Annotated in this window: 26 protein-coding genes; 13 read left to right on the forward strand and 13 right to left on the reverse strand. The window is 68.9% G+C overall.

Annotation, left to right across the window (positions count from 1 at the left end; all coding sequences use genetic code 11):
• The first annotated feature begins 8 nt into the window (after positions 1-8).
• The 3 genes from recJ (at position 9) to GIY56_RS07215 (ending at position 4,324) form a co-directional block, all read left to right on the forward strand.
• Positions 9-1,745 (forward strand): single-stranded-DNA-specific exonuclease RecJ, encoded by a 1,737-nt coding sequence (gene recJ, locus GIY56_RS07205; protein WP_328288473.1) that lies wholly within the window; start codon positions 9-11, stop codon positions 1,743-1,745.
• Between the two features lie 78 nt (positions 1,746-1,823).
• Complete coding sequence (locus GIY56_RS07210) at positions 1,824-2,516, forward strand: metal-dependent hydrolase (protein ID WP_154764141.1); 693 nt, start codon at positions 1,824-1,826, stop codon at positions 2,514-2,516.
• Entirely contained in the window at positions 2,513-4,324 is a 1,812-nt protein-coding gene (locus GIY56_RS07215) for an aminopeptidase P family protein (RefSeq protein WP_328288474.1), read from the forward strand. Before GIY56_RS07210 ends, GIY56_RS07215 begins: the two co-directional genes overlap by 4 nt.
• 55 nt (positions 4,325-4,379) lie before the next feature.
• On the opposite strand, the gene GIY56_RS07220 is transcribed toward GIY56_RS07215, so the two are convergent.
• From GIY56_RS07220 to gltX, 3 genes are all read right to left on the reverse strand, one after another.
• Positions 4,380-5,030 (reverse strand): SDR family NAD(P)-dependent oxidoreductase, encoded by a 651-nt coding sequence (locus GIY56_RS07220; RefSeq protein WP_154764142.1) that lies wholly within the window; start codon positions 5,028-5,030, stop codon positions 4,380-4,382.
• Positions 5,031-5,118: 88 nt separating this feature from the next.
• Complete coding sequence (gene gltA / locus GIY56_RS07225) at positions 5,119-6,411, reverse strand: citrate synthase (protein ID WP_154764143.1); 1,293 nt, start codon at positions 6,409-6,411, stop codon at positions 5,119-5,121.
• A gap of 76 nt (positions 6,412-6,487) precedes the next feature.
• Positions 6,488-7,882 carry a glutamate--tRNA ligase gene (gltX, locus tag GIY56_RS07230; protein WP_154764144.1) on the reverse strand — a complete coding sequence of 465 codons (1,395 nt, stop codon included), beginning with the start codon at positions 7,880-7,882 and terminating at the stop codon, positions 6,488-6,490.
• Between the two features lie 96 nt (positions 7,883-7,978).
• On the opposite strand from gltX, the gene GIY56_RS07235 reads away from it, so the two are divergent.
• Positions 7,979-10,144, forward strand: a complete 2,166-nt coding sequence (locus GIY56_RS07235) for a ComEC/Rec2 family competence protein (RefSeq protein WP_230312352.1) — start codon at positions 7,979-7,981, stop codon at positions 10,142-10,144.
• Here the strand turns inward: GIY56_RS07235 and GIY56_RS07240 are convergent, their stop codons facing one another.
• From GIY56_RS07240 to smpB, 3 genes are read right to left on the reverse strand one after another with little or no spacing between them, the layout of a single operon-like run.
• Positions 10,145-11,326: an amino acid aminotransferase gene (locus tag GIY56_RS07240; protein ID WP_154764145.1), complete on the reverse strand. Its 1,182-nt coding sequence runs from the start codon at positions 11,324-11,326 to the stop codon at positions 10,145-10,147.
• Entirely contained in the window at positions 11,327-12,181 is an 855-nt protein-coding gene (sseA, locus tag GIY56_RS07245; protein WP_154764146.1) for a 3-mercaptopyruvate sulfurtransferase, read from the reverse strand. It abuts the gene before it with no gap.
• Between the two features lie 59 nt (positions 12,182-12,240).
• Entirely contained in the window at positions 12,241-12,711 is a 471-nt protein-coding gene (gene smpB / locus GIY56_RS07250) for an SsrA-binding protein SmpB (RefSeq protein ID WP_154764147.1), read from the reverse strand.
• 67 nt (positions 12,712-12,778) lie between these two features.
• On the opposite strand from smpB, the gene GIY56_RS07255 reads away from it, so the two are divergent.
• From GIY56_RS07255 to GIY56_RS07270, 4 genes are all read left to right on the forward strand, one after another.
• Positions 12,779-13,216 carry an ion channel gene (locus GIY56_RS07255; RefSeq protein ID WP_154764148.1) on the forward strand — a complete coding sequence of 146 codons (438 nt, stop codon included), beginning with the start codon at positions 12,779-12,781 and terminating at the stop codon, positions 13,214-13,216.
• Between the two features lie 3 nt (positions 13,217-13,219).
• Complete coding sequence (locus GIY56_RS07260; protein ID WP_154764149.1) at positions 13,220-14,209, forward strand: P1 family peptidase; 990 nt, start codon at positions 13,220-13,222, stop codon at positions 14,207-14,209.
• A 216-nt stretch (positions 14,210-14,425) separates the two neighbouring features.
• Positions 14,426-15,898, forward strand: coding sequence for an NAD-dependent succinate-semialdehyde dehydrogenase (locus GIY56_RS07265; RefSeq protein ID WP_154764150.1), 1,473 nt, complete (start codon positions 14,426-14,428; stop codon positions 15,896-15,898).
• Positions 15,899-16,013: 115 nt separating this feature from the next.
• The gene (locus GIY56_RS07270) at positions 16,014-16,271 is read left to right on the forward strand and encodes a GlsB/YeaQ/YmgE family stress response membrane protein (protein WP_154764151.1); all 258 of its coding nucleotides are present in this window, start codon (positions 16,014-16,016) and stop codon (positions 16,269-16,271) included.
• A gap of 79 nt (positions 16,272-16,350) precedes the next feature.
• Here GIY56_RS07270 and GIY56_RS07275 read toward each other — a convergent pair whose 3' ends face one another.
• Positions 16,351-17,094, reverse strand: a complete 744-nt coding sequence (locus tag GIY56_RS07275; protein WP_154764152.1) for a DUF1013 domain-containing protein — start codon at positions 17,092-17,094, stop codon at positions 16,351-16,353.
• 183 nt (positions 17,095-17,277) lie between these two features.
• Between GIY56_RS07275 and GIY56_RS07280 the strand changes: the two genes are divergently transcribed.
• Together GIY56_RS07280 and GIY56_RS07285 are read left to right on the forward strand one after the other, a co-directional pair.
• The gene (locus tag GIY56_RS07280) at positions 17,278-17,913 is read left to right on the forward strand and encodes a ribonuclease T2 family protein (protein WP_154764153.1); all 636 of its coding nucleotides are present in this window, start codon (positions 17,278-17,280) and stop codon (positions 17,911-17,913) included.
• A 9-nt stretch (positions 17,914-17,922) separates the two neighbouring features.
• Positions 17,923-19,371: a CYTH and CHAD domain-containing protein gene (locus GIY56_RS07285; RefSeq protein WP_154764154.1), complete on the forward strand. Its 1,449-nt coding sequence runs from the start codon at positions 17,923-17,925 to the stop codon at positions 19,369-19,371.
• A gap of 2 nt (positions 19,372-19,373) precedes the next feature.
• Here GIY56_RS07285 and GIY56_RS07290 read toward each other — a convergent pair whose 3' ends face one another.
• Positions 19,374-20,369, reverse strand: coding sequence for an NAD(P)H-quinone oxidoreductase (locus tag GIY56_RS07290; protein ID WP_154764155.1), 996 nt, complete (start codon positions 20,367-20,369; stop codon positions 19,374-19,376).
• A 12-nt stretch (positions 20,370-20,381) separates the two neighbouring features.
• Complete coding sequence (locus GIY56_RS07295; RefSeq protein WP_154764156.1) at positions 20,382-21,038, reverse strand: COQ9 family protein; 657 nt, start codon at positions 21,036-21,038, stop codon at positions 20,382-20,384.
• A gap of 95 nt (positions 21,039-21,133) precedes the next feature.
• On the opposite strand from GIY56_RS07295, the gene rpsU reads away from it, so the two are divergent.
• The gene (gene rpsU, locus GIY56_RS07300) at positions 21,134-21,340 is read left to right on the forward strand and encodes a 30S ribosomal protein S21 (RefSeq protein ID WP_126153662.1); all 207 of its coding nucleotides are present in this window, start codon (positions 21,134-21,136) and stop codon (positions 21,338-21,340) included.
• 77 nt (positions 21,341-21,417) lie between these two features.
• Here the strand turns inward: rpsU and GIY56_RS07305 are convergent, their stop codons facing one another.
• Positions 21,418-21,879, reverse strand: a complete 462-nt coding sequence (locus GIY56_RS07305; protein ID WP_154764157.1) for an Lrp/AsnC family transcriptional regulator — start codon at positions 21,877-21,879, stop codon at positions 21,418-21,420.
• Positions 21,880-22,012: 133 nt separating this feature from the next.
• On the opposite strand from GIY56_RS07305, the gene ald reads away from it, so the two are divergent.
• Positions 22,013-23,131, forward strand: coding sequence for an alanine dehydrogenase (gene ald, locus GIY56_RS07310; RefSeq protein ID WP_154764158.1), 1,119 nt, complete (start codon positions 22,013-22,015; stop codon positions 23,129-23,131).
• A gap of 273 nt (positions 23,132-23,404) precedes the next feature.
• On the opposite strand, the gene mscL is transcribed toward ald, so the two are convergent.
• The 3 genes from mscL to GIY56_RS07325 all read right to left on the reverse strand — a co-directional run bounded on the left by mscL (position 23,405) and on the right by GIY56_RS07325 (position 25,171).
• Positions 23,405-23,863, reverse strand: a complete 459-nt coding sequence (gene mscL / locus GIY56_RS07315; protein ID WP_154764159.1) for a large conductance mechanosensitive channel protein MscL — start codon at positions 23,861-23,863, stop codon at positions 23,405-23,407.
• A gap of 133 nt (positions 23,864-23,996) precedes the next feature.
• Positions 23,997-24,626, reverse strand: a complete 630-nt coding sequence (locus GIY56_RS07320; RefSeq protein WP_154764160.1) for a DsbA family protein — start codon at positions 24,624-24,626, stop codon at positions 23,997-23,999.
• On the reverse strand, positions 24,620-25,171 hold the full coding sequence (locus GIY56_RS07325; protein WP_154764161.1) for a DUF721 domain-containing protein: 552 nt from the start codon (positions 25,169-25,171) through the stop codon (positions 24,620-24,622). Before GIY56_RS07325 ends, GIY56_RS07320 begins: the two co-directional genes overlap by 7 nt.
• 85 nt (positions 25,172-25,256) lie before the next feature.
• On the opposite strand from GIY56_RS07325, the gene mutY reads away from it, so the two are divergent.
• Positions 25,257-26,282, forward strand: a complete 1,026-nt coding sequence (gene mutY / locus GIY56_RS07330) for an A/G-specific adenine glycosylase (protein WP_154764162.1) — start codon at positions 25,257-25,259, stop codon at positions 26,280-26,282.
• Positions 26,283-26,290: the final 8 nt, after the last annotated feature.

Consider the following 26,290-nt stretch of genomic DNA (forward strand, 5'->3'; position numbering starts at 1 on the left):
GTGCAGGCGTGACGTTTCTGGGAATCGAGCAATCGCTGACGGGTCGGCGGTGGATCGGCCCGGACAGCGGCGCCGACCGCCTGGCCGAGGGGCTGGCGCAGCGCACCGGCCTGCCGCTGCCCGTCGCCCGCATCCTGGCCGACCGGGGGGTCGAGGCGGAGGGCGCCGAAGGCTTCCTGACGCCCCGGCTGCGCGACCTGCTGCCTGACCCACTGTGTCTGCGCGACATGGGCGTTGCCGCCGAACGGCTGGTCGCGGCGGCGGTCAACGGTGAACGCATCGCCATTTTCGCCGATTACGACGTGGACGGCGGCAGTTCCGCCGCCCTGCTGCTGGACTGGCTGCGCGGCCAGGGGCGGGACGCGACGCTGTATATCCCCGACCGCATCGACGAAGGCTATGGCCCGAACGCCCCCGCCATGGCTTCGCTTGCGGCAAACCATGACCTGATCGTCTGCGTCGATTGCGGCACCCTGAGCCACGACGCCCTGGCCGCCGCGGCGGGCACCGACATCATCGTGCTGGACCACCACCTGGGCGGCGAGACCCTGCCCCCCGCGCTGGCGGTCGTGAACCCGAACCGGGCAGACGAGGATGGTTCGCTGGGCCACCTCTGCGCCGCGGGCGTGGTGTTCCTGACGCTGGTGCAGGCAGGGCGCGTCCTGCGTGCGCAGGGGCGGCCGGAACCCGACCTGATGGCGATGCTGGATCTGGTGGCGCTGGCGACCGTGGCCGACGTGGCCCCCCTTATCGGCGTCAACCGCGCCTTCGTGCGCCAGGGCCTGGCGGTCATGGCCCGCAGGCAGCGGCCCGGACTGGTCGCGCTGTCCGACGTGGCGCGCCTCGACGGACCGCCGGGCGCGTTCCATCTGGGCTTCCTGCTGGGACCGCGCATCAATGCGGGCGGCCGCGTGGGCCGCGCCGATCTGGGCGCGCTGTGCCTGGCCTGCCGCGACCCGCGCGAAGCCGGGCGGCTGGCCGCGGAACTGGACATGCTGAACCGCGACCGCCGCGCCATCGAGGCCGCCGTGCGCGACGAGGCCGTGGCCCAGGTCGAGGCCCGCGGCGATGCCCGCCTGTCCTGGGCCGCAGGCCAGGGCTGGCATCCCGGCGTCGTCGGCATCGTGGCCGCGCGCGTGAAGGAGGCAACCGACCTGCCCTCGGTCGTGATCGGCGTGGATGGCGGGATCGGCAAGGGGTCCGCGCGGTCGGTTCCCGGCGTCGATCTGGGCCGGGCGATTCACTGCCTGGCCAGTGAAGGGCTGCTGATCAAGGGCGGCGGACACACCATGGCCGCTGGCCTGACCGTGGCTGCCGACATGATCCCCGCCGCCATGGCGCGCCTGTCCGACCTGATCGCGGACGACCTGTCGCAACGAACGGGCGCGCGCGACCTGCGCATTTCCGGCCTGATGGAATGCGCGGGCGCCACCCCGCAGATCTATCGCCAACTGGAGGATGCCGGTCCCTTCGGCCAGGCCGCCCCCGCGCCGCGTTTCGCCTTTGCCGACCAGATGATCGACAGCGCCGCCACCATGGGCGACAGCCACCTGCGCCTGTCCTTCCGCAGCGCGGGCGGCCCCGCGCTAGAGGCCGTGGCCTGGGGGGCGATGAACGGCCCGCTTGGCCCGGCCCTGCTGGGCGCGCGCGGGCGGCGCTTTCATCTGGCGGGCAAGCTGGATCTGTCCACCTGGGGCGGGCGCGAAAGGCTGCGCCTGCGGCTGGAGGATGCGGCCCCCGTTTGATTGTATCGGGCCTGACCCGTCTGGTCACGGCCCAAGCCCGCCGCTAACCTGCGCCCGACACGGGACAAGGGAAACGCGATGCAACTGACCTGGCTTGGACATGCCGGCTTTCGCCTGGAAATCGAAAACGCGGTGATCCTGATCGACCCCTGGATTTCCGGCAACCCGGTCTTCCCCGAGGGCGCCCGCGCCGAGGCCATCGGGGGCGCCACGCATATCCTGCTGACCCACGGCCACGGCGATCATTCCGGCGACACCCTGGCCATCGCCAAGGAGCTGAAGATCCCCGTCGCGGGCATCTATGACCTGGTGAGCCACTGGTCCACGCATCACGACATCGACGGCATCGGCTTCAACAAGGGCGGCACCGTCGATCTGGGCGGGGCCAGGGTCACGATGGTGAACGCCAGCCATTCCAGTTCGCTGAGCGGGGCGGACGGACCGATCTATGCGGGCCACGAATCAGGCTACATGATCGCGGGCGAGGGGCATGTGATCTATGTCTCGGGCGACACGGACATCATGGCCGACATGGCCTGGATGGGGGAATACCATCAGCCGGATATCGGCATCCTGTGCGCAGGCGGACATTTCACCATGGACATGAAACGGGCGGCTTGGGCGGCGCGGAAGTATTTCGACTTCAAGACCGTGATCCCCTGCCACTACAAGACCTTCCCGCTGCTGGAACAATCCGCCCAAGTGATGATCGAAGGACTGCCCGGCGTGCAGGTCATCGAACCCGAGGTCATGAAGGCGATCGCGCTGTGAGCTTCCAGGGTTTCGACGATCCCGCCGGTGGCGCCGATCACCCCGTGCGGCTGTCGCAACTGCGCGCGCGGCTGGTGGCGGACGGGCTGGACGGCTTCATCGTGCCCCGCGCCGATGCCCATCAGGGCGAATACGTGGCCGATGCGGATGCGCGGCTGGCCTGGCTGACGGGCTTCACCGGCAGCGCGGGCTTTGCCATCGTGACGCCCGACCGGGCGGGGGTCTTCATCGACGGGCGTTACCGCGTGCAGGTCAAGGCGCAGGTTGATCCGGCGCATTTCACGCCGGTGCCCTGGCCGGACACCAAGCCCTCGGACTGGCTGCGCGAGGCCCTGCCCGCGGGCGGCTGCCTGGGCTTCGATCCCTGGCTGCACACCCGCCAGGAGATCGAGACGCTGGACAAGGCCCTGGCCGACAGCGGCATCGGTCTGATCGCGGTGGACCGGAACCCGCTGGACGCGGTCTGGACCGACCGCCCCGCCCCGCCCGTGGGCCGCGCACGCGCCCATGACGATGCGGTGGCGGGCGAGACCTCGGCCGACAAGCGCGCCCGCCTGGCCGCGCAACTGCGCGAGGAAGGCCAGGCGGCGGCGCTGCTGACGCTGCCCGATTCGATTTCCTGGCTGCTGAACATCCGGGGCACCGATGTCCCCAAGAACCCCATCGTGCAGTCCTTCGCGGTGCTGTCGGACGACGGCCACCTGGCCCTGTTCGCGGATCCCGCCAAGTTCGACGACGCCCTGCGCGCCCGTCTGGGCAACGAAGTCGCGATCCTGCATCCCGACGGCTTGGCCCCCGCCCTGCTGGACCTGGAAGGCCCGGTCCGCATTGACCCCGCCACCGCCCCCGAGGCCGCCTTCCGCCTGCTGGAAAGCGCGAACACCCAAGTCTCGCGCGCCGCCGACCCCGCGATCTTGCCCAAGGCGCGCAAGAACGCCGCCGAACTGGACGGGATGCGCGCGGCCCACCTGCGTGATGGGGTGGCAATGGTGCGGCTGCTGGCCTGGCTGGACGGCGAGGATCCGGCGAGCCTGACCGAGATCGACGTGGTGGAAAAGCTGGAATCCCTGCGCCGGGACGCGGGCATCACCGACATCAGCTTCGACACGATCTGCGGGGCGGGACCGAACGGCGCGATCGTCCATTACCGCGTCACCCGCGCCACCAACCGCCGCCTGGCGCGGGGCGAGGTGCTGCTAATCGACTCGGGCGGGCAGTATCCCGACGGCACCACCGACATTACCCGCACCGTGCCGCTGGGCGATCCGCTGCCCGAGGCCGTGGCCCCCTATACGGCGGTCCTGCGCGGCATGATCGCCCTCAGCCGGGCGCGTTTTCCCAAGGGCGTGGCCGGGGCACATCTGGACGCGCTGGCGCGCCAACACCTGTGGGCGCAAGGCCTGGACTATGACCACGGCACCGGCCACGGCGTCGGCGCGGCGCTGTGCGTCCACGAAGGCCCCGCGCGCATCAGCCGCGCCAGCACCCTGGCCCTGGAGACCGGGATGATCCTGTCCAACGAACCCGGCTATTACCGCGAAGGGGCCTTCGGCATCCGCATCGAGAACCTGGTCGCGATCACCGAGGCCCTTGCCGAACCGGGCCGCGCCATGCTGGGCTTCGAGACGCTGACCCTCTGCCCCATCGACCGCCGCCTGATCGACATCGCGGCCCTGTCGCGGGACGAGGCGGAATGGCTGGATGCCTATCACGCGCGGGTCCGCGACGCGCTGTCGCCGTATCTGGATGAAGCCACACGGGCCTGGCTGGATCAGGCGACCCGGTCGCTTGCGGCTTCTTCTTCATGAAAATATCCTCGGGGGGTCCGGGGGGCGAAGCGCCCCCGGCACTCGCGGGACGCAATCACAACGCGTCCAGGATCCGCGCCGCCTCGGCCTTGCAGGGCGTCAGCGCCGCCCGATCCTCGCCCGGAAAGAACCGCGCGCGCACGGCGGTGGGCATCGGCGCGGGTTCGGCGATCACCACGCGCGGACCGATGGTCGCGGCCTCGGCCTGCCAGCTGCGGGCAAGGGCGATCTGCCCCGCCTTGGTCGCCCCATAGGCGCCAAAGAACTTCTGCCCCGCGCGAGGATCGTCGAAGAACAGCGCCGTCCCCTGCCGCGCGCGCAACAGCGGCTCCAGCAGCGCGATCAGACCGCGCGTCACGTCCATGTTGACCAGCACCGACTTGGCCCAGTCCTTGCCATCGACATGCGGCGCAGGCGCCAGGGGGGCCGCGTGGATCGCCGAATGCGCCCACAGATCCAGCCCGCCCCAGCGGGTCAGCACGGCCTGGGCCAGTTGCTGCATCGCGGGCGCCTCGGCCACGTCCATGGGGGCAAGCGTCGTGCTGCCGCCCGCGCGGCGGATGCGGTCGTCGAGTTCTTCAAGCGCGCCGACGGTCCGGGCCACGGCCAGGACGTGATAGCCACGCGCGGCCAGATCCTGGGCCAGGGCGGCGCCAAGGCCGCGCGAAGCGCCGGTCACCAATGCGATTTTCTGTGTCTGTGTCATGGCCGTTCCCTTGCCACCGGCAGGGCCGCATCACAAGACCCGTCCTGCAAGGAGGCCCCCCAAGGGGCCTCCGGGAAGCTGCGGCCGATCAGCGCGCGGTCACGTCGATGTAGTCGCGCTTGCCTTCGCCCACATACAGTTGGCGCGGGCGGCCGATCTTGGCCTGCGGATCGGCGATCATTTCCTTCCATTGCGCGATCCAGCCCACCGTGCGCGACAGCGCGAAGATCGGCGTGAACATCGAGGTCGGGAAGCCCATCGCTTCCAGGATGATGCCGGAATAGAAATCGACGTTGGGATACAGCTTCTTCTCGATGAAATACTCGTCTTCCAGCGCGATCTTTTCCAGCTCCTTGGCGACTTGCAGCGTCGGGTTGTCGTGGATGCCCAGCAGATCCAGCACCTCGTCCGCCGATTCCTTCATCACCTTGGCGCGCGGGTCGAAGTTCTTGTAAACGCGATGGCCGAAACCCATCAGCTTGAACGGATCGGACTTGTCCTTGGCGCGCGCGATGTATTCCGGGATGCGGTCCACGGTCCCGATCTCGCGCAGCATCTCCAGGCAGGCCTGGTTCGCGCCGCCATGGGCCGGTCCCCACAGGCAGGCGATCCCCGCCGCGATGCAGGCGAAGGGATTGGCCCCCGACGATCCCGCCAGCCGCACGGTCGAGGTCGAGGCGTTCTGTTCGTGATCGGCGTGCAGCGTGAAGATGCGGTCCATGGCGCGGGCCAGGGCCGGATCGACGTTGTATTTCTCGGCCGGGACCGAAAAGCACATGTGCAGGAAGTTGCTGGCGTAATCCAGTTCGTTCTGCGGATACACGAAAGGCTGGCCGATCGAGTACTTGTAGGCCATCGCCGCGATGGTCGGCAGCTTGGCGATCAGCCGGATCGAGGCCACCTCGCGCTGCCAGGGGTCGTTCACGTCGGTCGAATCGTGATAGAATGCCGACATCGCGCCAACCACGCCGACCATGGTCGCCATGGGATGCGCGTCGCGGCGGAAGCCCCGGAAGAAGTTGTGCATCTGTTCATGCACCATCGTGTGACGGGTCACGCGACGCTCGAAATCCGTCATCTGCGCGGCGGTCGGCAGCTCGCCATAGAGCAGCAGGTAGCAGACCTCCAGGTAATGGGACTGCGCGGCCAGCTGCTCGATCGGATAGCCGCGATACCACAGCTCTCCCTTGTCGCCGTCGATGAAGGTGATGGTGGAATCGCAGCTTGCGGTCGAGGTGAAGCCGGGGTCATAGGTGAACACGTCCGCCTGGCCATACAGCTTGCGGATATCCAGCACCTCCGGTCCCTGCGTGGGACGAAGGATCGGAAGCTCGTATTCGGAGCCGTTGATCTTGAGTGTGGCGGTCGTCGCGTCGGCCATCCAAAGCGTCCTTTCCGGCTGGGCCGGGCCGACCTTCGACTGCGCGCGGGGCGACCTGGCATGTAAGGGCAGGCCGTCAGCCTGCCAAATCCGTCTGGTCCTGCAACCGGGCCAACGATTCCTCGCGGCCTAGCGCCGTCATCATGTCGAACACACTGGGGGTCGTCGTCCGGCCGGCCAAGGCGGCCCGCAAAGGCGCCGCCAGTTTGCCCAAGCCCACGCCGTTCTCCTCGGCAACCCGCTTGGCCGCCTGCTCCAGTTCGTCTCGGGTCCAGCTAACATGCTGCACTGCGGCAGTCAATCTGGACAGCATACCACGGGATACCATATCCAGAGACTTTGATGCTTTTTCATCCGGTTCCACCGGCCGGTCGATCAGCGCGAAACGGGCCTGATCCAGCAATTGCGGCAGGGTTTTCGCCTTTTCCTTCAAGGCAGGCAAGGCCGCCGCGATCCGGTCCCTTTGACGCTGCGTCAGGGCGGCAGAATCCGTTTCTGCCAGGAAATCGTCCAGGGCGGCCAGCAGATCGGCGTCCGGCATCGTGCCGACATGGTGCCCGCTGACATGCTCCAGCTTCTTGAAATCCAGCCGCGCGGGGGCGCGGTTGATGCCCGACAGGTCGAACCACGCGCGGGCCTGGGCGTCGTCGAACAGTTCGTCGTCGCCATGGCTCCAGCCAAGCCGCGCCAGATAGTTGCGCATCGCCGCCGGGGGATAGCCCATTGCCGCGAATTCGTGCAGCCCCACCGCGCCGTGGCGTTTGGACAGCTTCTTGCCGTCCTCGCCATGGATCAGCGGGATATGGGCAAAGACCGGGCGCGGCCATCCCATCGCGTCGAAGATCTGCACCTGCCGAAAGGTGTTGGTCAGGTGGTCGTCGCCCCGGATCACATGGGTGACGCCCATGTCGTGATCATCGACGACCACCGCCAGCATGTAGGTGGGGGTGCCGTCCGACCGCAGGATGATCATGTCGTCCAGCTGGTCGTTGGCCACCCGCACCGTGCCCTGCACGGCGTCGTTCACCACCGTCTCGCCCTCGCGCGGGGCGCGCAGGCGGATCGCATGAGGGGCGTCAGGCAGATCCGCCGCGTCGCGCCAGGGGCTTTGGAACGGCTGGCGGGGGTTCGCCTCGCGCCATTCGGCGATTTCCTCGGGCGTGGAAAAGCACTTGTAGGCGGTGCCATCGGCCAGCATCTGCCTTGCCACCTCGGCATGGCGGTCGCGGCGCTCGAACTGACTGATCGGCTCGCCGTCCCAGTCAAGGCCCAGCCAGGTCAGGCCCTTCAGGATTGCCGCCGTGGCCTCGGGCGTGGACCGGGCGCGGTCGGTATCCTCGATCCGCAACAGGAACTTGCCGCCCCGGCCCCGCGCGTAAAGCCAGTTGAACAGCGCCGTGCGCGCCCCGCCGACATGCAGGTACCCGGTGGGCGAGGGGGCAAAGCGGGTGACGATCTGGGTATCGGACATGGCGGCCTTCCTGTCGGGGCAGGCATTAACGCTTTGGTAAGCCGTCCATGCCATCGTTGGCCGCAGGAATAGAGAAGCCGGTGCGAAAGGACAAGAATGGCCGCCCAGGGCGACATCACGGCATTGCCGGGCTTTTCCGGCGCGCGGGCGGCGTCGCGCCATGCGGATGCGCGGCCCGCCCGCATGGCCGCCACGATCCGCGCCGGGCTGTTTCCCTGGGTGCCGGTCTGCCTGGCCGCCGGGATCGCGCTGTGGTTCGCCCTGCCCTTTGCCCCTGCCCCGTGGCACTGGGGGGCGCTTGGGCTGCTGGCCGCCTTGGCGCTTGGCGTGTGGCGGCTGGCGCTGCCCTGGGCCGAACGGGGGCGCATCGGTTGGTCCCTGGCCGACGCGCTGCGGATCGGGGCGACGGCGGCGCTGCTGGTCATCGCGGGCTTTGGCCTGATCGGGCTGCGGTCCGCGATGGTCGCCGCCCCGGTGATGGAATGGCGCTACTATGGTCCCATCGAAGGGCGGCTGTTGGAAATCGACCGGTCCGCCCGCGACCGGATCCGGCTGACGCTGGACCGGGTGGTGCTGCGCGACACCGCCCCCGGCCGTACGCCGGGCAAGGTGCGGCTGTCGCTGATGGACCAGTCTGATCCGCCGCCGCCCCTGGGCCAGCGGGTGATGCTGACCGGCCATCTTGGCCCGCCCCCGGCCCCGGCGTCCCCCGGCAGCTTCGATTTCCGCTGGCTCGCCTGGTTCGAGGGGTTGGGCGCCGTGGGTTACACCCGCACGCCGGTCCTGACCGTGGAACCGGCCGAGGGCGGCCTTTGGGCCATGCACCGCGCGCGCATGGCGATCAGCCGGGCGATCCAGGACGGCATCGGCGGGCAGGAGGGCGCGGTCGCATCCGCCCTGATGACCGGCGACCGTTCGGGGATCGAGGAGGCCACGAACGAGGTCATGCGGGCCTCGAACCTGTACCACATCATCTCGATCTCGGGCCTGCACATGTCGATGCTGGCGGGCTTCGTCTATACCGCGCTGCGCATGGCCCTGGTGCTGGCGCAGGGCCTGGGCGCGCCCCTGCCGCAGGGCGTCCACAAAATCGCGGCCCTTGGGGCGCTGCTGGCATCGGCGGCCTATCTGTGGCTGTCGGGCGGCGGGGTCGCCACCGAACGCGCCTTCGTCATGGTGGCGGTGATGCTGGTGGCGATCATGGCCGATCGGCGGGCGATTTCCCTGCGCACCGTGGCGCTGGCCGCGACGATCATCCTGATCTATTCGCCCGAGGCCGTGACCCATCCCGGCTTCCAGATGAGCTTCGCGGCCACCGTCGCGCTGATCCTGTCCTATGGCCCGTGGTCGAAGATTTCGCCCCGCCTGCCCTTCTGGCTGCGGCCGGTGGCGATGCTGCTGGTGTCCTCGCTGGTGGCAGCCATCGCGACCTCGCCGCTGGCGGCGGCGCATTTCAACCGGATGGCGCAATACGGGCTGATCGCGAACCTGCTGGCCGTGCCGGTGATGGGCGCCCTTGTGATGCCCGCGGGCGTGATCGGCGCGCTGCTGGCCTCGGTTGGCCTGGCGGGACCGGCGCTGTGGGTGATGGGCCTGGGGACCGCCTGGATGCTGCGGGTCGCGGAATGGGTGGCGTCCCTGGGCGGCGCGGTGACGGCCCTGCCCTTGCCGCCTTCGCCGGTGATCCCGCTGATGTGCTTTGGCGCGACGCTGGCCGTCCTGTGCTGGCGCGGCGGCGCGGGCGCGCGGCGTTTCAGCCTGACGGGCGCGGGGTTCCTGGCGGGCATGGCGATGCTGGCGGCCTCCGGGGCGATCTGGCTGACCGCCAGCCGTCCGCTGCTGCTGGTGGCCCCTGAAGGCGAGGCGGTGGGGCTGATGACTGCCCAGGGCCGCGCCGTGTCCAAGCCGTCCGGCGGGGCCTTCGTGGTCAGCACCTGGCTGCAAGAGGATGGCGACACCGCCGCGCAAGAGGATGCGGCCGCCCGCCCCGCCTGGGGGGGCGACAAGCGCGACCGGGTGGCCGCGCTGCCGGGGGGCTGGCAGGTCTGGCATTTCACCGGCAAGGGGGCCGAGGCGCGCGCGCCCGCCGCCTGCCAGCCGCAGCGGATCGTGGTGGTGGCGGCCAAGGTTCCCGCGCAGGACTGGCCCTGCATGATGCTGGACCTAGGGCGGTTGCATCAGACCGGGGCCATGGCCGTCTATTTCGACGACAACGGCCCCGTGTTGCGCGGCGTCAACGAGTTGCGCCGCAATCCGGGCTGATCAGACGCCCGCGTCGATGATCGCGCGGGCCAGGACCGGCACGGTGTGCCGGTTCAGACCCGCGATGTTCAGCCGCGAATCGCCCACCATGTAGATCGCCGCGTCGGATTTCAGCTTTGCCACCTGTTCCGGCGACGCCCCCAGCCGAGAGAACATGCCCCGATGCCGGCCGATGAAGTCGAAGCGGTCGCTGCCCGACAGGTCACGCAGTTCGGACGCCAGTTGCGACCGCAGGCCCAGCATGGTGCCCCGCACTTCTTCCAGTTCCGCCGCCCAGTCGGCGCGCAGGGCGTCGTCGGTCAGGATGGTGCTGACGATCCGCGCGCCGTGGTCCGGCGGGAAGGAATAGGTCTGCCGGTTCAAAAATGCCATCGACCCCTGCGCCAGATCGCGCGCGGCGGTGTTTTCCGCCAAGGCGAACAGGATTCCGGTCCGCTCGCGATAGATGCCGAAGTTCTTGCTGCAAGATGCCGCGATCAGCACCTCGGGCAGGCGCGCGGCGATCATGCGGGTGGCGGCCGCGTCCTCCTCAAGCCCGTCGCCGAAGCCTTGATAAGCCAGGTCGATCAGCGGGATCGCGCCGGATGTCTCCAGGATCCCGGCCACCTCGTCCCACTGGTCCATGGTCAGGTTGGCGCCGGTCGGGTTGTGGCAGCAGCCGTGCAGCAGCACGATGTCGCTCTTGCCCGCGCGGGCGATGTCGGCCTTCAGCCCGTCGAAATCGACGCCGCGCGTTTCCGCGTCGAAGTAACGGTATTCGACGAAGGGCAGGCCCATGAACTTCATGATCGACAGGTGGTTGGGCCAGGTCGGGTTCGACACGTGAACCGTCATTCCCGGATTGGCGAGCCGCGCCAGTTCCAGCGCCTGCCGGATCGCGCCCGTGCCGCCCACGGTGGCAAGAGATGCCAGCCGGTCCCCTGGCACATCCTTCAGCACCATCCGCGCCATGGCGTCGCGGTATTCGGGTTCACCCGCCAGACCGGTATAGGCCTTGGTCGTCTGCGTTTCCCAGATCCGCCGTTCCGCCGCCTTGACCGCCCGCATGACAGGCGTCACCCCCTGGGGATCCTTGTAGACGCCGACGCCCAGGTCGATCTTGCCCTGGCGGGTGTCGGCCTTGAACTCCTCGATCAGCTTCAGGATCGAATCGGGGGCTTGCGGTTTCAGGTTCGACAGCATTCAGGCGTCTCCGGTTGCGAGGGGCAGGTCCGGGAAGCTGCCCCATTCGGTCCAGCTTCCGTCGTAAAGCGCGTGGTTGCGGTGCCCGATCCGTTCCAGCGCCAGCGACAGCACGGCGGCGGTGATGCCGCTGCCGCAGCTTGTGATCACGGGCTTTTTCAGGTCCACCCCGGCGGCCTCGAACTCGGCGCGCAGAAGATCGGGCGATTTCATCGTGCCGTCCGCGTTGAGCAGCCGCCCGAAGGGAACGTTCCTCGCGCCGGGGATATGGCCGGACCGCAGGCCGGGGCGCGGCTCGGGCGCCTCGCCGCGAAAGCGTTCGGGGGCGCGGGCATCAACGATCCCGTGATCGCCCAGCTTGCTGGCCGAAGCGACCTGCGTCACGTCGCGCACAAGGCCCGCCTGCCGCTGCACGGTGATGTGGCGGTCGCGCAGGATCGGGGCCATGTCCTCGACCGGGCGGCCCTCGGCCCGCCACTTGGCAAAGCCGCCGTCCAGCACGGCCACATCGGTCTTGCCCATCAGGCGGAAGGTCCACCAGACCCGCGCGGCGCTGCGCACGTCGGAATTGTCATAGATCACGACCTGGTGCCCGTCGCCCACGCCCATGGCGCGCATCCGGGAGATGAACATCTCGACCGGCGGGGCCATGTGCGGCAGGGTGCTGCGCTTGTCGCTGATGGCGTCGATGTCGAAAAACCGCGCGCCCGGGATATGGGCCGCGTCGTATTCGGCCCGCGCGTCGCGTCCGGTGGCGGGCATGTGCCAGCTTGCATCCAGGATGCGCAGGTCGGGATCGTTCAGGTGGGCGGCCAGCCATTCGGTCGAGACCAGCGTTTTCGGATCGTCCTGCATGGCCCCCTCCGCTCTACGGTGCGGGCCTGATCTACAAGGGCCGCCGGGCTGGCGCAATCCTAACCCTGCTTCAAAAGCCGCTGCTTTTGCCGGTTCCAGTCGCGCTTGGCGTCGGTTTCGCGCTTGTCGTGGTTCTTCTTGCCCTTGGCCACGCCGATCTTCAGCTTCACGATGCCACGGTGGTTGAAATACATCACCAGCGGAACCAGCGTCATCCCCTCGCGCCCCACGGCCTGCCACAGCCGCGCCAGTTCCTTGCGGCTGACCAGCAGCTTGCGGCGGCGGCGTTCCTCGTGCCCGAACACCCCGGCCTGCTTGTAGGCGGCGATATAGCCGTTGATCAGCCACAACTCGCCCCCCTCGACCGAGGCATAGCTTTCGGCGATGTTCGACTGGCCGGTGCGCAGGGACTTCACCTCGGAACCCGTCAGCATGATGCCGACCTCGAGGTCGCTTTCGATGAAGTAATCGAAGCGCGCCCGCCGGTTTTCGGCGATGATCTTGTAGTTCTTGTCGGGGTCGGTAGCCATGGTGCTGTCAGATAGGCGTCGGGCACCGTCCTGTAAAGGTGCATGAGGGGTGGGAAAAGGAACGGCCATGCTGGGACAGATTGCCTTCGGATCGGTTCTGATGCTGGGCAGCATCGCCATCGCGGGGCTGTGGATCTGGCTGCTGGAGACGGGCTTCGCCCGCTGGGAAGGCTGGCTGGTGCGTGCGCCGCACCGGCCCAAGCTGATCCTGATCGTGCTGGCCGCCAGCCTGGCGGTGCTGGCGATGGTGACGATGTCGGTCTGGCTGTGGGCGCTGGCCTTTCACCTGCTGCGCATCTTCGCGGATTTCGAGGAGGCGATGTATTTCACGCTCGTGACCTTCACGACGCTGGGCTATGGCGACGTGCTGATGCCCGAGGAATGGCGCATCCTGGGCGGGCTGGCCGCCGCCAACGGGCTGCTGAGCTTTGGCCTGATGACCGCGCTGATGGTGGAATCGCTGCGCCATGTGCGCGTGCGGCAGATCGAATTCACGAAGGAATAGCCCATGAAGCCGGGACCGTTGAACCTGATCACCGACATCCCCGGCCTGCGGGTGGGCAATGCCACGGATGCGCGGCTGAAATCGGGCGTCACCGTGCTGACGGCGGATGCGCCCTTCGCGGCGGCGGTGCATGTCATGGGCGGGGCGCCGGGCACGCGGGAAACCGACCTGCTGGCCCCCGACAAGCTGGTGGCAGGGGTTGATGCCCTGGTGCTGTCGGGGGGATCGGCTTTCGGGCTGGCGGCCTGCGACGGGGTGATGGCGGGCCTGCGCGCGGCGGGGCGGGGGTTTGCCGTGGGTGACGTGCGGGTGCCGATCGTGCCGGGGGCGATCGTCTTCGACCTGCTGAACGGCGGGAACAAGGACTGGGCCGACAATCCCTATCCGGCGCTTGGACGGGCGGCCTTCGACGCCGCCGCCGCCGATTTCGCCCTGGGCACGGCAGGGGCAGGGACCGGGGCCACGACGGGAAACCTGAAGGGCGGGCTTGGCTCGGCCTCGGCCCGGTTGGGGAACGGGGTGACGGTGGGTGCCCTCGTGGTGGTCAACGCGCTTGGGCAGGCGACGGTGGGCGACACGCGGCAGTTCTGGGCCGCCCCCTGGGAGCTGGAGGCCGAGTTCGGCGGGCTTGGCCTGCCCGCCAGCTTCCCCGCCGCCCATGAGCCTGCCCCGGTCAAACGCCTGGGCGAGGCCACGACCATCGCCATCGTCGCCACCGACGCGGCGCTCGACAAGCCGGCCCTGCAACGGCTGGCCATCGCCGCCCATGACGGCATGGCCCGCGCGCTGGTGCCCAGCCATACGCCCTTCGACGGCGATCTGGTCTTTGCGGTCTCGACCGGCGCAAGGCCCCTGCCCGATCCCGCCACGGACCCTTTCCTGCTGGGCCATGCCGCCGCGTCCTGTCTGGCGCGGGCGATTGCCCGGGGCGTCCATGCCGCCACCCCTGCGCCCGGCGACCGGCAGCCCTGCTGGCACGATCTGCGCCCATGAAAAAGGGGCGGCGCGCGACCGGCACACCGCCCCATCAGAGAGGGTCGCCAAGAGGGAAGGCTTAGCGATGCCCGTTCAACGCGGATACTCGCCTTCGGTTTCATGGTTTCGCCTTGAACGCGACTTTTTTTCCGATGTCCCGGCGGTGGCGCGGATGCTTTGACATCGCCCCGGCCGCATGGTGATCATGGGCCAACCGCTTCCGGAGCCATGCCAATGACCAAGCATTCGACCGACCTCAAGACGCTGCTGCGCGACCCCTCGCTTCTGGAAACCCGGGCCTTCGTGGCGGGCGAATGGGTGGACGCGGCGGACGGCGCGACATTCGACGTGATCAATCCCGCGCGCGGCGACGTGATCGCCAGGGTCGCTGACATGGACCGCGCCGACGCCGCCCTTGCCATTCAGGCGGCGCACCAGGCGATGAAGGCCTGGGCCGCCCGCACCGCCAAGGACCGCGCGGGGGTGATGCGCCGGTGGTTCGATCTGATGATGGCCAACCAGGACGACCTCGCCCGCATCCTGACGGCCGAGATGGGCAAGCCCTTTCCCGAGGCCAAGGGAGAGATCGCCTATGGCGCGAGCTTCGTCGAATGGTTCGGAGAGGAAGCCAAGCGCGTTTACGGCGAGACGATCCCCGGCCACATGCCCGACAAGCGCCTGACGGTGATCCGCCAGCCGATCGGCGTGGTGGGCAGCATCACGCCGTGGAATTTCCCGAACGCCATGATCGCGCGCAAGGCCGCCCCCGCCCTGGCCGTGGGCTGCGGCTTCGTCGCCCGCCCCGCCGCCGAGACGCCGCTGTCCGCGCTGGCGATGGCGGTCTTGGGCGAACGCGCGGGGCTGCCCAAGGGGATCCTGTCGGTGATCACCTCGTCGCGCAGCAGCGACATCGGCAAGGAATTCTGCGAGAACCCGCTTGTGCGCAAGCTGACCTTCACCGGCTCGACCGAGGTCGGGCGGATCCTTCTGCGCCAGGCTGCTGACCAGGTGCTGAAATGCTCCATGGAACTGGGCGGCAACGCGCCCTTCATCGTCTTCGACGACGCCGACCTGGACGCGGCGGTCGAAGGCGCCATGGCGTCCAAGTTCCGCAACAATGGCCAGACCTGCGTTTGCGCGAACCGCATCTATGTCCAGGCCGGGGTATATGACGCCTTCGCCGGGAAGCTGGCGGCGGCGGTCGATAAGCTGCGCGTGGGCGACGGGCTGGAGGACGGCGTGACCACCGGTCCCCTCATCAACCAGGACGCCGTGGAAAAGGTCGAGGAGCATATCCGCGACGTGCTGGACGGCGGCGGGCAGGTCGTCACCGGGGGCGAGCGGATGGAAGGGTTGTTCTTCCAGCCCACGGTCGTGACCGGCGTCACCGACCGCATGAAGGTCGCGACCGAGGAAACCTTCGGTCCCCTCGCCCCGCTGTTCCGCTTCGACACCGAGGAGGAGGTCGTCCAGAAAGCCAACGACACGATCTTCGGGCTGGCATCATACTTCTATGCCCGCGACATCGGCCGCATCACCCGCGTGCAGGAGGCGCTGGAATACGGCATCGTCGGCGTGAACACCGGCATCATCTCGACCGAGGTGGCGCCCTTCGGCGGCGTCAAGCAGTCGGGTCTTGGCCGCGAGGGCAGCCGCCACGGGATCGAGGACTATCTGGAACTGAAATACATCTGCCTGTCGATCTGACGGATCGCAGCAATTTCCGTCGCTTGGGGGGAACGCAACCGGGCCACCGCGCATTGACAGGCGAAGGCCCCGCAATCGGGTTCCAGCGGGGTCCATCTGGAAAAAGGGGAAGTGCATGGAAGGTTTTGGCTGGATCGCGTCGATCATCCTGGGGGCAATCGCAGGGTGGATCGCGGAAAAGATCATGAAGACCGACAGCGGCCTGCTGATGAACATCATCCTGGGCATCGTCGGCGCGCTGATCGGTAACTTCCTGTTCGACATGCTGATCGGCACCAGCGCCGAAGGCAGCATCGTCGGGCAGTTGATCGTGGCCGTGATCGGCGCCTGCATCCTGATCTGGATCGTGCGCATGGTGCGTGGCCGCGCCTGAACGCCGGCAAGGCAAGACAGCGAAAAGGCCGGTGCGGCGATCCGCACCGGCCTTTTTCATGGCCTTTCGGAATGGGGGATCAGCGCGCCCCGTCTTCCTCGTCCTCGTCCCGGTCGGGCAGGTTGAAGAAGCTGTCCGCATCCAGATCGCGCTCGGGCGTCTTGTCCTCGTCCTGCGTCAACGAGAAGCCTTCCAGCCCCGCCATCCCGGACGGCAGGCGCGGCTCGTCGCTCATGGCCAGGGACGTTTCGGTGCTGACCAGCTTGCGGCGTTCGTCATCGCTCATCACCTCGCCCGTGCCGCTTTTCTTGGCGGCCTTCTGGACGGCGGCGTCCAGTTCGGTCTGGCGGCACAGGCCGAGCGCCACCGGGTCGATGGGCTGCATGTTCTGGATGTTCCAGTGCGTGCGCTCGCGGATCGAGGCGATGGTGGGTTTCGTGGTGCCGACCAGCTTGGCGATCGCCGCGTCGGGAAGCTCGGGGTGGAACTTGACCAGCCACAGGATCGCGTTCGGGCGGTCCTGGCGCTTGGACAGCGGCGTATAGCGCGGCCCGCGGCGCTTTTCCTCGCCCTCGGCGGCGGGGTTGTGCTTCAGCTTCAGGCGATAGGCAGGGCTGGCCTCGCCCTTCCTGATCTCCTCGGGGTCGAGCTGGTGCGAGGCGACGGGGTCATAGCCCTTGACCCCTGCCGCCACGTCGCCGTCGGCGATGCCCTGCACTTCCAGCTCGTGCAACCCGCAGAAATCGCCGATCTGCTTGAAGCTCAGCGTGGTATTGTCCACCAGCCAGACGGCGGTCGCCTTGGCCATCAGCGGCTTGCTCATGTCAATCTCCTTCGCATGTCTGCCCCGAACAGCAGGTTTCAGGCCGGAAAAACGGCTTTGGCGGGTGCCATTCCTCGTTTTCGGGGGGAATTGACGGGTGATATAGCGATTTCGACACGCGGGGAAAAGAGGATTCGCATACGCGCCGTGGACGCGGCCCCAAGGGCCGGGCATGGTGCGGCCATGAAGGCTGCGTTCCTGATCCCGCTGCTGGCCGCGCTGTGGCCCGCCCATGCCCCCGCCGAAGGCGTCGCGGGCGATTTCGATTACTATGTCCTCTCGCTCGGCTGGCAGCCCGGCTGGTGCCGCGCCACGGGCGACAGGCGGGATGCCAGGGACTGCAATCCCGGCAGCGGGCGCGATTTCGTGGTCCACGGGCTTTGGCCGCAACACGAACGGGGCTGGCCGGATCATTGCGCGACCGACGAACGCGACCCGTCGCGGCGCGACACGCAGGCCATGGCGGATCTGATGGCCCCGGGCCTTGCGCTTTACCAGTGGCGCAAGCACGGCCGCTGCTCGGGCCTGTCGGCGGCGGGCTATTACGCGGCGCTGCGCGAGGCGGCCGAGGCTGTCCGGATCCCCGCCCCCTTCGACGACCTGCCCCGCGACATCACCCTGCCCCCCGCCGTGGTCGAGGATGCGTTCATCGAGGCCAACCCGGGCCTGACCCCCGACGGCATCACCGTCACCTGCAAGGAGGGCGCGCTGGCCGAGGTGCGCATCTGCCTGACCCGCGACCTGGAACCCCGCCCCTGCGCCCCGGATGCCCGGCGCGATTGTTCCCGTTCGCGGGTGTTGATGGAAAAGATCCGCTGAGGGCACGTGATGGACGAGATCGAACTGAAGCTGCACCTGACCGAAGCCGCCGCCCGGGCCATCGAGGCGGCGGGCGTGCTGCCCGGCAAGCCCAGGACACTTTCCCAGCGGTCCCTTTACTTCGACACGCCGGACCGGGCGCTGGCGGGCGCGGGGCTGTCCCTGCGCATCCGCGAGACCCGGGGCAGGCGCATCCAGACCGTCAAGGGGGCCGACCGGGGCAGCGCAGGGATCTTTGCCCGCCCCGAACACGAGATGCCGGTCCCAGACGACAGGCCGGTCCTGGACGACACCACGCCGGTCGCCCGCATCCTGGGCGGCAAGGCCTTTGCGCTTGCGCCGGTCTTCGCCCTGTCCGTGACTCGCCGGATCTGGGTGCTGGAGGAAGGCGGCGCGCGGATCGAGGCCATGATCGACCGGGGCAGGGTCACGGCAGCCGACCGGCAAAGCCCGCTCTGCGAATGCGAGCTTGAGCTGGTCTCGGGTCCGCCCGGCGCGCTGTTTGCCGTCGCCCGCCGCCTGGGCGCCGTGGCCCCGGTCAAGCTGGGCGTGCTGACCAAGTCCGAACGCGGCCATCGCCTGACCGGTCCCTTGCCCGTGGCGGTCAAGGCCGAGGATGTGGCGCTTGACCGGGACATGACGGCGGCGCAGGCCTTTCAGCGGATCGTCCTGTCCTGCCTGCGCCAGTTCCGCCTGAACGAGGATCTGCTGCTGGCCACGCGCACGCCGGAACCGCTGCACCAGGCGCGGGTCGCGCTGCGCCGGTTGCGGTCGGCCTTCACGATCTTCCGGCCCATGCTTGGCGCGTCGGGCACCGCCCTGCGCGAGGAGTTGCGCTGGCTGGCGGGCACCCTGGGCGACGCGCGCGACCTGGACGTGCTGCTGCCCCGCGCGTCTGCCGGACCCTTGCAGGACCGCATCCGCGCGGCCCGCGAGGCGGCCTATGACGGGGTGGCCGAGGCCCTGGGGTCGGAACAGGCGCGGGCGCTGATGCTGGATCTGGCGGAATGGACCGGCGGGGGCGACTGGCTGTCGGACCCGGAAACGCAGGCCCTGCGCGACAGCGGCGCGCAGGATTTCGCGGCCACGGCGCTGTCGCGGTTCCGGCGCAAGGTGAAGAAGGGCGGCCGCGACCTGTCCCGTCTTGAAGACGAGGCCCGGCACGAATTGCGCAAGGATGCCAAGAAGCTGCGCTACGCGGCCGAGTTCTTCGCGCCGCTGTTCGCGGGCGACTGGCGCAAGGGCCGCAGGCGGTTCGGCGCGGCGCTTGCGGATTTCCAGGATCATCTGGGCGCGCTGAACGACCTGGCCGCCGCCCCCCTGGTGCTGGACCGCCTGGGTCTGGCGGACGCGCTCGGGGCGGCGGACCTGGCCGATGCCGTGGACCGCGCGCCCCTGCTGGCAGCGGCCGAGGACGCCCATCGCGCCCTGGTCCGGGCGGAACGGTACTGGACCTGAGGTCAGGCCAGATCGTCCGCCACCTTCAGCACGATCTTGCCGATATGGTGGCTGCTTTCCATGCGCCGGTGCGCAAGGGCCGCGTCCGCCAGGGCGAACTCGCTGTCGATCACGACCTTGACCGACCCCGCCGAGATCAGCGGCCAGAGCCGCTTGCGCAGGGCCTCGGCGATCTCGGCCTTGGCGGCGTCCGATTGCGGGCGCAGGGTCGATCCGGTGACCGTCAGGCGCTTGGCCATGATGGGGGCGAAGTTCAGTTCCACCTTCGCCCCTTCCAGGAAGGCGATCATCACCAGCCGCCCGTCCGGCGCCAGGGCCTTGATGTTCCGGGCGATATAGCTGCCGCCCACCATGTCGAGGATCAGGTCCGCCCCGCCCTCGGCCGCCATGACCTTGATGAAATCCCCGGTGCGATAGTTGATGGGCGTCGCGCCCAGGGCGGCGATGGCCGCGCATTTCTCGTCGCTGCCTGCCGTGGCGAAGACGCGCGCGCCCAGGGCACGGGCGACCTGGATCGCCATGGTGCCGATGCCCGAGGTGCCGCCATGGACCAGGAAGCGTTCGCCCCCCATCAGCCCGCCGCGCGTCACGACATTGGACCAGACGGTGAAGGCGGTTTCCGGCAGGCAGGCCCCTTCGCGCAGCGACAGGCCATAGGGGATGCGCAGCGCGTGGTCGCCGTGGCAGGCCACGTATTCGGCATAACCGCCGCCGGGCACCAGGGCGCAGACCTGTTCGCCCTTCTTCCAGCGGGTGACGCCCACCCCCATGCCCACGATCTCGCCCGAGACTTCAAGCCCCGGCAGGTCGGATGCGTCGGGGGGCGGCGCGTAAAGGCCCTGGCGTTGCAGCACGTCGGGGCGGTTCACCCCGGCCCAGGCCACGCGGATCAGGATCTGGTCGTGGCGCGGCACCGGGACGGGGCGCAGGGCCGGGCGCAGCATCGTGGCATCGCCCGGATCGGCGATCTCGACCGCGTTCATGGAATCGGGAAACATCGTCTCTCCTGCTCAGGGTCTGGTCCGGCCGGGCAGGTCGCGCGACCGGGGCGCGCGAATCCAGCCAAAGGCCATGCCTGCCAGTGTTTCCGCACCGGGCAGCTTGCGCAAGCCGGCCTTCAATCCCTCGAACCGCATTACGCCGTCGATGCGGCGGTCGATGAAGGCGCGGGTCTCGGTGTGGTCGGGGGATGTGTCGCCCAGCCAGAACAGCACCGTGGCGCTGATCACCGCCGCCAGAGTGGCGCGCTTGGAATACCAGTTCACGTCGCGCGACGTGTCGCCAAGCCCGGTCCAGATCACGTCCGCCGTTTCCCAGACCAGCCGGGCCGCCAGCGCCGCGTTCTGCGGCAAGGACAGCGTGGCCGCGCCCGCGCGCACCAGTTCGGCATCGACCAGCATCATGCGGCGCCAGATCGCCTCGGCCACGCGGTCGCGGAAACGCCCGCCGGGCGGGGTCTGGGCCAGGCTGTCGCGCAACATCGCGTCCGCGCGGCGGTGATAGGCGGCGGCCAGCCCCGCGCCGCCTTGGGGGAAATGCACCCGCGCCAGATCGGGCGACATGGTCAGGTCGCGCGCCCCTGCCATCAGGGCGCGGTCGTTCATCCCCTCGAACGGGACATGGATCAGGGCGGCGTCAAGAAGGGCGTCGCGATCGGTTCGGGTCATCGTCATGTCTCCGGCTGGACAAGCGCGCCTGGCTTTGATAGGGGGGCGCATCCTGCAATCTTGCAACTCTAACCTAGGAAGGTGGTGACAACCACATGCAGGTCAACGTTCGCGACAACAACGTCGAACAGGCGCTTCGTGCCCTGAAGAAGAAACTTCAGCGCGAGGGCGTGTTCCGCGAAATGAAGCTCAAGCAGCATTTCGAGAAACCGTCGGTCAAGAAAGCCCGGGAACAGGCCGAGGCCGTACGCCGCGCCCGCAAGCTGGCCCGTAAAAAGGCACAGCGCGAAGGCGCACTGTAAGACGACGCGATCCGCGTTTCAGTCAAACCCCCGCAGCGCAAGTTGCGGGGGTTTGCGTTTCGCCCGGCATCCTTGCCCTAGACCGGGATCGCCGTGGTGCGGAACACCGTGCGCAGGGCAAAGGACGAATGCATCTGCGCGACCCCCGGCAGCCGGGCCAGGTGCTGGCGGTGGATGCGGGCGAAATCGTCGGTATCCTCGACCACGATCTTCAAAAGGTAATCGGCGGTCCCGGCCATCAGGTGACATTCCAGCACGTCGGGAATGGCGCGCACGCCCTTTTCGAACGCCTCCAGCACCTCGTCGGCCTGGCCGGACAGGGTGATTTCCACGAAGACGGTGGTCTGGCGGCGCAGCTTGCGCGCGTCCAGCAATGCGACATAGCCATGGATCACGCCCGTCTCCTCCAGCCGCTGGACGCGGCGGTGGCAGGCGGATGGCGACAGGTGGACCCGCAGCGCCAGTTCGGCATTGCTGATTCGCCCCTCGCGCTGAAGCAGGGCCAGGATGCGGCGGTCTGTTGCATCAAGATCGGACATGGCGGGATATTCTTCGACGCCAGGGGCGAATGCCAGTGCAATCCACCATTCCGCCGGTCTTGCGCGCATCAGCTTCGCAGCACCTTGCATCGGACCGGTGCCACACTGACGCGAAACATCGGAGGAACCATTCATGAAGATCGGCTGCCCGAAGGAAATCAAGCCGCAGGAATTCCGCGTGGGCCTGACCCCCGCCGCCGTGACCGAGGCCGTCGCGCGCGGCCACGGCGTCATCGTCGAGACCGGCGCGGGCCTTGGTTCCGGCTTCACGGATGACGATTACATCGCAGCCGGGGCCGGCATCGCGCCCGATGCGAAATCCGTCTTCGAGGCGGTGGACATGATCGTGAAGGTCAAGGAACCGCAGCCCGCCGAACGCCGGATGCTGCGCGAGGGGCAGGTGCTGTTCACCTATCTGCACCTGGCCCCCGACCCCGACCAGACCCGCGAGTTGCTGGGATCGGGCGTGACCGCCATCGCCTATGAGACGGTGACGGACGCGCGCGGCGGCTTGCCCCTGCTGGCGCCCATGTCCGAGGTGGCGGGCAGGCTGGCCCCGCAGGTCGGGTCCTGGGCGCTGCAAAAGGCCAACGGGGGGCGCGGCGTGCTGCTGGGCGGGGTGCCGGGCGTCAGGCCCGCGAACGTGGTCATCATCGGCGGCGGCGTGGTGGGCACGGCGGCGGCGCGCGTGGCCGTGGGCATGGGGGCCAATGTCACGGTGACGGACCGGTCGGTGGCGCGGCTGTCCTGGCTGGACGACATCTTCATGGGCCGGCTGACCACGCAATATTCCAGCGCGGCCGCCACCGCCGACCTGATCCGCACGGCGGACATGGTGATCGGCGCGGTGCTGATCCCCGGGGCTGCGGCACCCAAGCTGGTCTCGCGCGCGCAGTTGTCCACGATGCAGCCCGGCGCGGTGCTGGTGGACGTGGCCATCGACCAGGGCGGCTGTTTCGAGACCTCTCGCCCGACCACCCACCAGGATCCGATCTACGAGGTGGACGGGGTCGTGCATTACTGCGTGGCGAACATGCCGGGCGCGGTGGCGCGAACGGCGACGCAGGCGCTTGGCAACGCGACGCTGCCCTTTTTGCTGGCGCTGGCCGACAAGGGCTGGCGGCAGGCGGTGCTGGAGGATCCGCACCTGCGCGCGGGCCTGTCCACGCATCGGGGCCGCCTGACCTCGCCCCCGGTGGGCGAGGCCCTGGGGCTGGAGGCGATCACCCCGGACCAGCTGCTGGCGGGCTGAGCGTCCTGGAGGCGTCCCGCCGTCCGGCTGGCGAAGGCCATCGCCTTCGCCATCTTGCGACGTTGCCACCGGAGCCGCCGGGCCTTCAAGGCCCGGCCAGCGCCCGCCCCGCCCCCAGGCGGGCGCTTCACGCCCCCCTCGGGTCGGGCGCTGGCCTTTCGTGGTCGCGGGGCTGCACCGTCTCTGGTGGCACCGTCGTTTGGCGGACGGGGGAAACGCGATGCGTTTCCTTTTCCCGCCCGGGCACCGCCGCGAAGGGAAAGGGATCCGCCCCTATGCCCGCGGCACGGCGCGGTCGTCCCATATGGTGCGGTCGGCCAGCAGGTCGCGGATCTGGGCCAGCAGTTCCTCCTGGGTGGGGGCGGCGACCACGACCTCTTCCTTCGGGGGAGCCGCCATGCGTTGCAGGCGGTTCACCGCCTTGACCAGCAGGAACACCGCCCAGGCGATGATCAGGAAGTTCAGCACCGCCATCAGGAAGGATCCATAGGCAAAGACCGCCGCCCCCGAATCGCGCGCGGCGGCCAGGCTGGCGCCGTCGGGGACAGTGCCTGACAGCACGAGATACTTGTTGGTGAAATCGACGCCGCCGGTCAGCAGGCCAAGGATGGGGTTGATGAGATCGGCCACAACCGAATTCACGATGGCCGTGAAGGCCGCGCCGATGATGATGCCGACGGCAAGGTCGATGACATTGCCGCGGGCGATGAACTCTCGGAACTCTCTGATCATGGGCAGGCATCCCTCGTGACACGCGCCCGGTCGGCGCAGGCCAAGAATGCGGCGGGACGTGCCGGAAAGCAATTCCCTGAAAGGTCAAGGGAATCATGGCCCGCCCGGACGGCGGGCGGGCCATGTCGCGTGGTCAGTCGGCCTCGGCCAGCTTGGCCTCGATCACCTCTTTCATGCTCTCCCACGGCTGGTTCTGGACCTTTTCACCGCCGATGATGAAGGTGGGGGTCGCCTCGATCTTGTCGGCGGTGGCGTTCGCCTGGAAGGTCGCGATCAGTTGTTCGGCCTTGGCGGTGTCTTCCCAGCAGGCGGTCATCTGGTCCTCGGTCATGCCGGCCTTCAGGCCGATCTTGCGCAGGTTCGCGGCGATCTCCTCGCCCGTGCCGCCGGCCAGCCATTCCTGCTGTTCCTTGAACAGCATCGAGGACACGGGATAGAACTTGTCGTCCCCGCCACAGCGCGCCAGCACGCCCGCCCAAAGGCCCGGCTGGTCGAAATACACGTCGCGCTGGATGAACCTGACCTTGCCGGCATCGACATATTCGGCCTTCAGCTTCGGCCAGTTCTCGGTATGGAAGTTGGCGCAATGGCCGCAGGTGAAGCTGGCATATTCGATGATCGTCAGCGGCGCGTCGGCGGCCCCCAGACTGATGTCGGGCAGGGTTTCCGCCGGCGCGGCCGGGGCGGTGGCGGCCTCCTGGGCCATCGCGGCGGGAACGGCAAGGGCAAAGGCCACGGCGGCGGCAGCGGCACGGATCAGCATGGAAAATCCTTTCGGTGGTTCCGGTGTCGTTTGGTTGCGATGTTCAGCGCCAGCCGGGCCATCGCCTCGGCCAGGGCCGGATCCTGGAACTGGCGGGCGACCGTGTCGGCGGCCTGGAGGCTGGCCGGATCGGCCGAGGCGGGCGGGACCGCCGCGGACGCGAAGACCGCCTGCCCTTCGGCGAAACCGCTGGCGGCCGTCTGGGTCAGGATGATCCGCTGGACCGCGTTGTAGCCATAGCAGGCGTTCACCCGGTCGCGCAGGTGCGGCAACTGCATCTCGACCAGGGGGGCGACGGGACCGACGGTCAGCAGGGTCAGCGTGGCGCCGAAACCGCCGCGCGTGTGGCTGATGCGCACGGGCCGCGTCATGGCGGCAAGCTGGGGACCGGCGATTTCCGGCCAATGGGTCAGCAGGCGGGCGACGGCAAAGCCCCGGCCCTCGGCGGCCTTCTGCACCCGGTCAGCCAGCAAGGTCGCGGCCTGCTGGAAGCCGCGCCTGCGGCGGGCCATGGGGGTGCGGGGGTGGTCGGGCGATCGTGCCATCATTGCCTGTCCGGGTATCACCCCCATATCCTTAATCAGCCCCGCCGTCCGAGGAAAGCGCGGGATCGGAACAAGGGACTGAACATTGCGTGACACCCGGGTGATCGCCCCGCAGCTTCTGGACTGGTACGACCGCCACGCGCGCGTCCTGCCCTGGCGCGTGCCGCCGGGGGGCGGGATGGCCGACCCCTACCGCGTCTGGCTGTCCGAGGTGATGTTGCAACAAACCACCGTCGCGGCGGTCAAGGCATACTTCGAACGCTTCACGGCGCTGTGGCCCACCGTCGAGGCACTGGCCGCGGCGGAGGATGCGCGGGTGATGGCCGAATGGGCGGGGCTTGGATACTATGCCCGCGCCCGCAACCTGCTGGCCTGCGCCCGCGCGGTGGCGGCGGCGGGCGGGTTTCCGAAGACTCGGGAAGGATTGCAGGCGCTGCCGGGGATAGGGACCTATACCTCGGCCGCCATCGCGGCGATTGCCTATGACGCGCCGGAAACGGTGGTGGACGGGAACGTGGAACGCGTGGTGGCGCGGCTGTTTGCCGTGGAAACGCCCCTGCCCGCCGCCAAGCCCGAACTGGTGGCCCTGGCGGAAACGCTGACGCCGCGCGAACGCCCCGGCGATTACGCCCAGGCGATGATGGATTTGGGCGCGACCATCTGCACGCCGCGCAGCCCGGCCTGCGGCATCTGCCCTCTGATCCACGATTGCGACGCCCGCGCGCAAGGCATCGCCGCCAGCCTGCCGCGCAAGGCGCCGAAAGCCGCCAAGCCCGACCGCACCGGCATCGCCTGGGTCGCCCGCCACGATGACGCGGTGGTGTTCGAGGAACGCCCGGCCAAGGGCCTGCTGGGCGGCACGCTGGCCTTTCCCTCGGCCCATTGGGACGGGCGCGACCTGCCGCCGCCGGGGTTGGCCGCGTGGCGGGAGGTCGGCCATGTCCGCCATGTCTTCACCCATTTCAGCCTGTCCTTGCAGGTGATGGTGGGCGATCTGGACGGTCCGCCCGCGCGCGGCCATCTGGTGCCGCTGCGGCAAATCGACCGCGAGGCCCTGCCCGGCCTGATGCGCAAGGTCTGGGATATGGCGCAGGCAGCCATCGCCGCATAAGATCGCGC

The sequence above is a fragment of the Paracoccus lichenicola genome (assembly GCF_009708075.1).
Taxonomy (GTDB): Bacteria; Pseudomonadota; Alphaproteobacteria; order Rhodobacterales; family Rhodobacteraceae; genus Paracoccus; species Paracoccus lichenicola.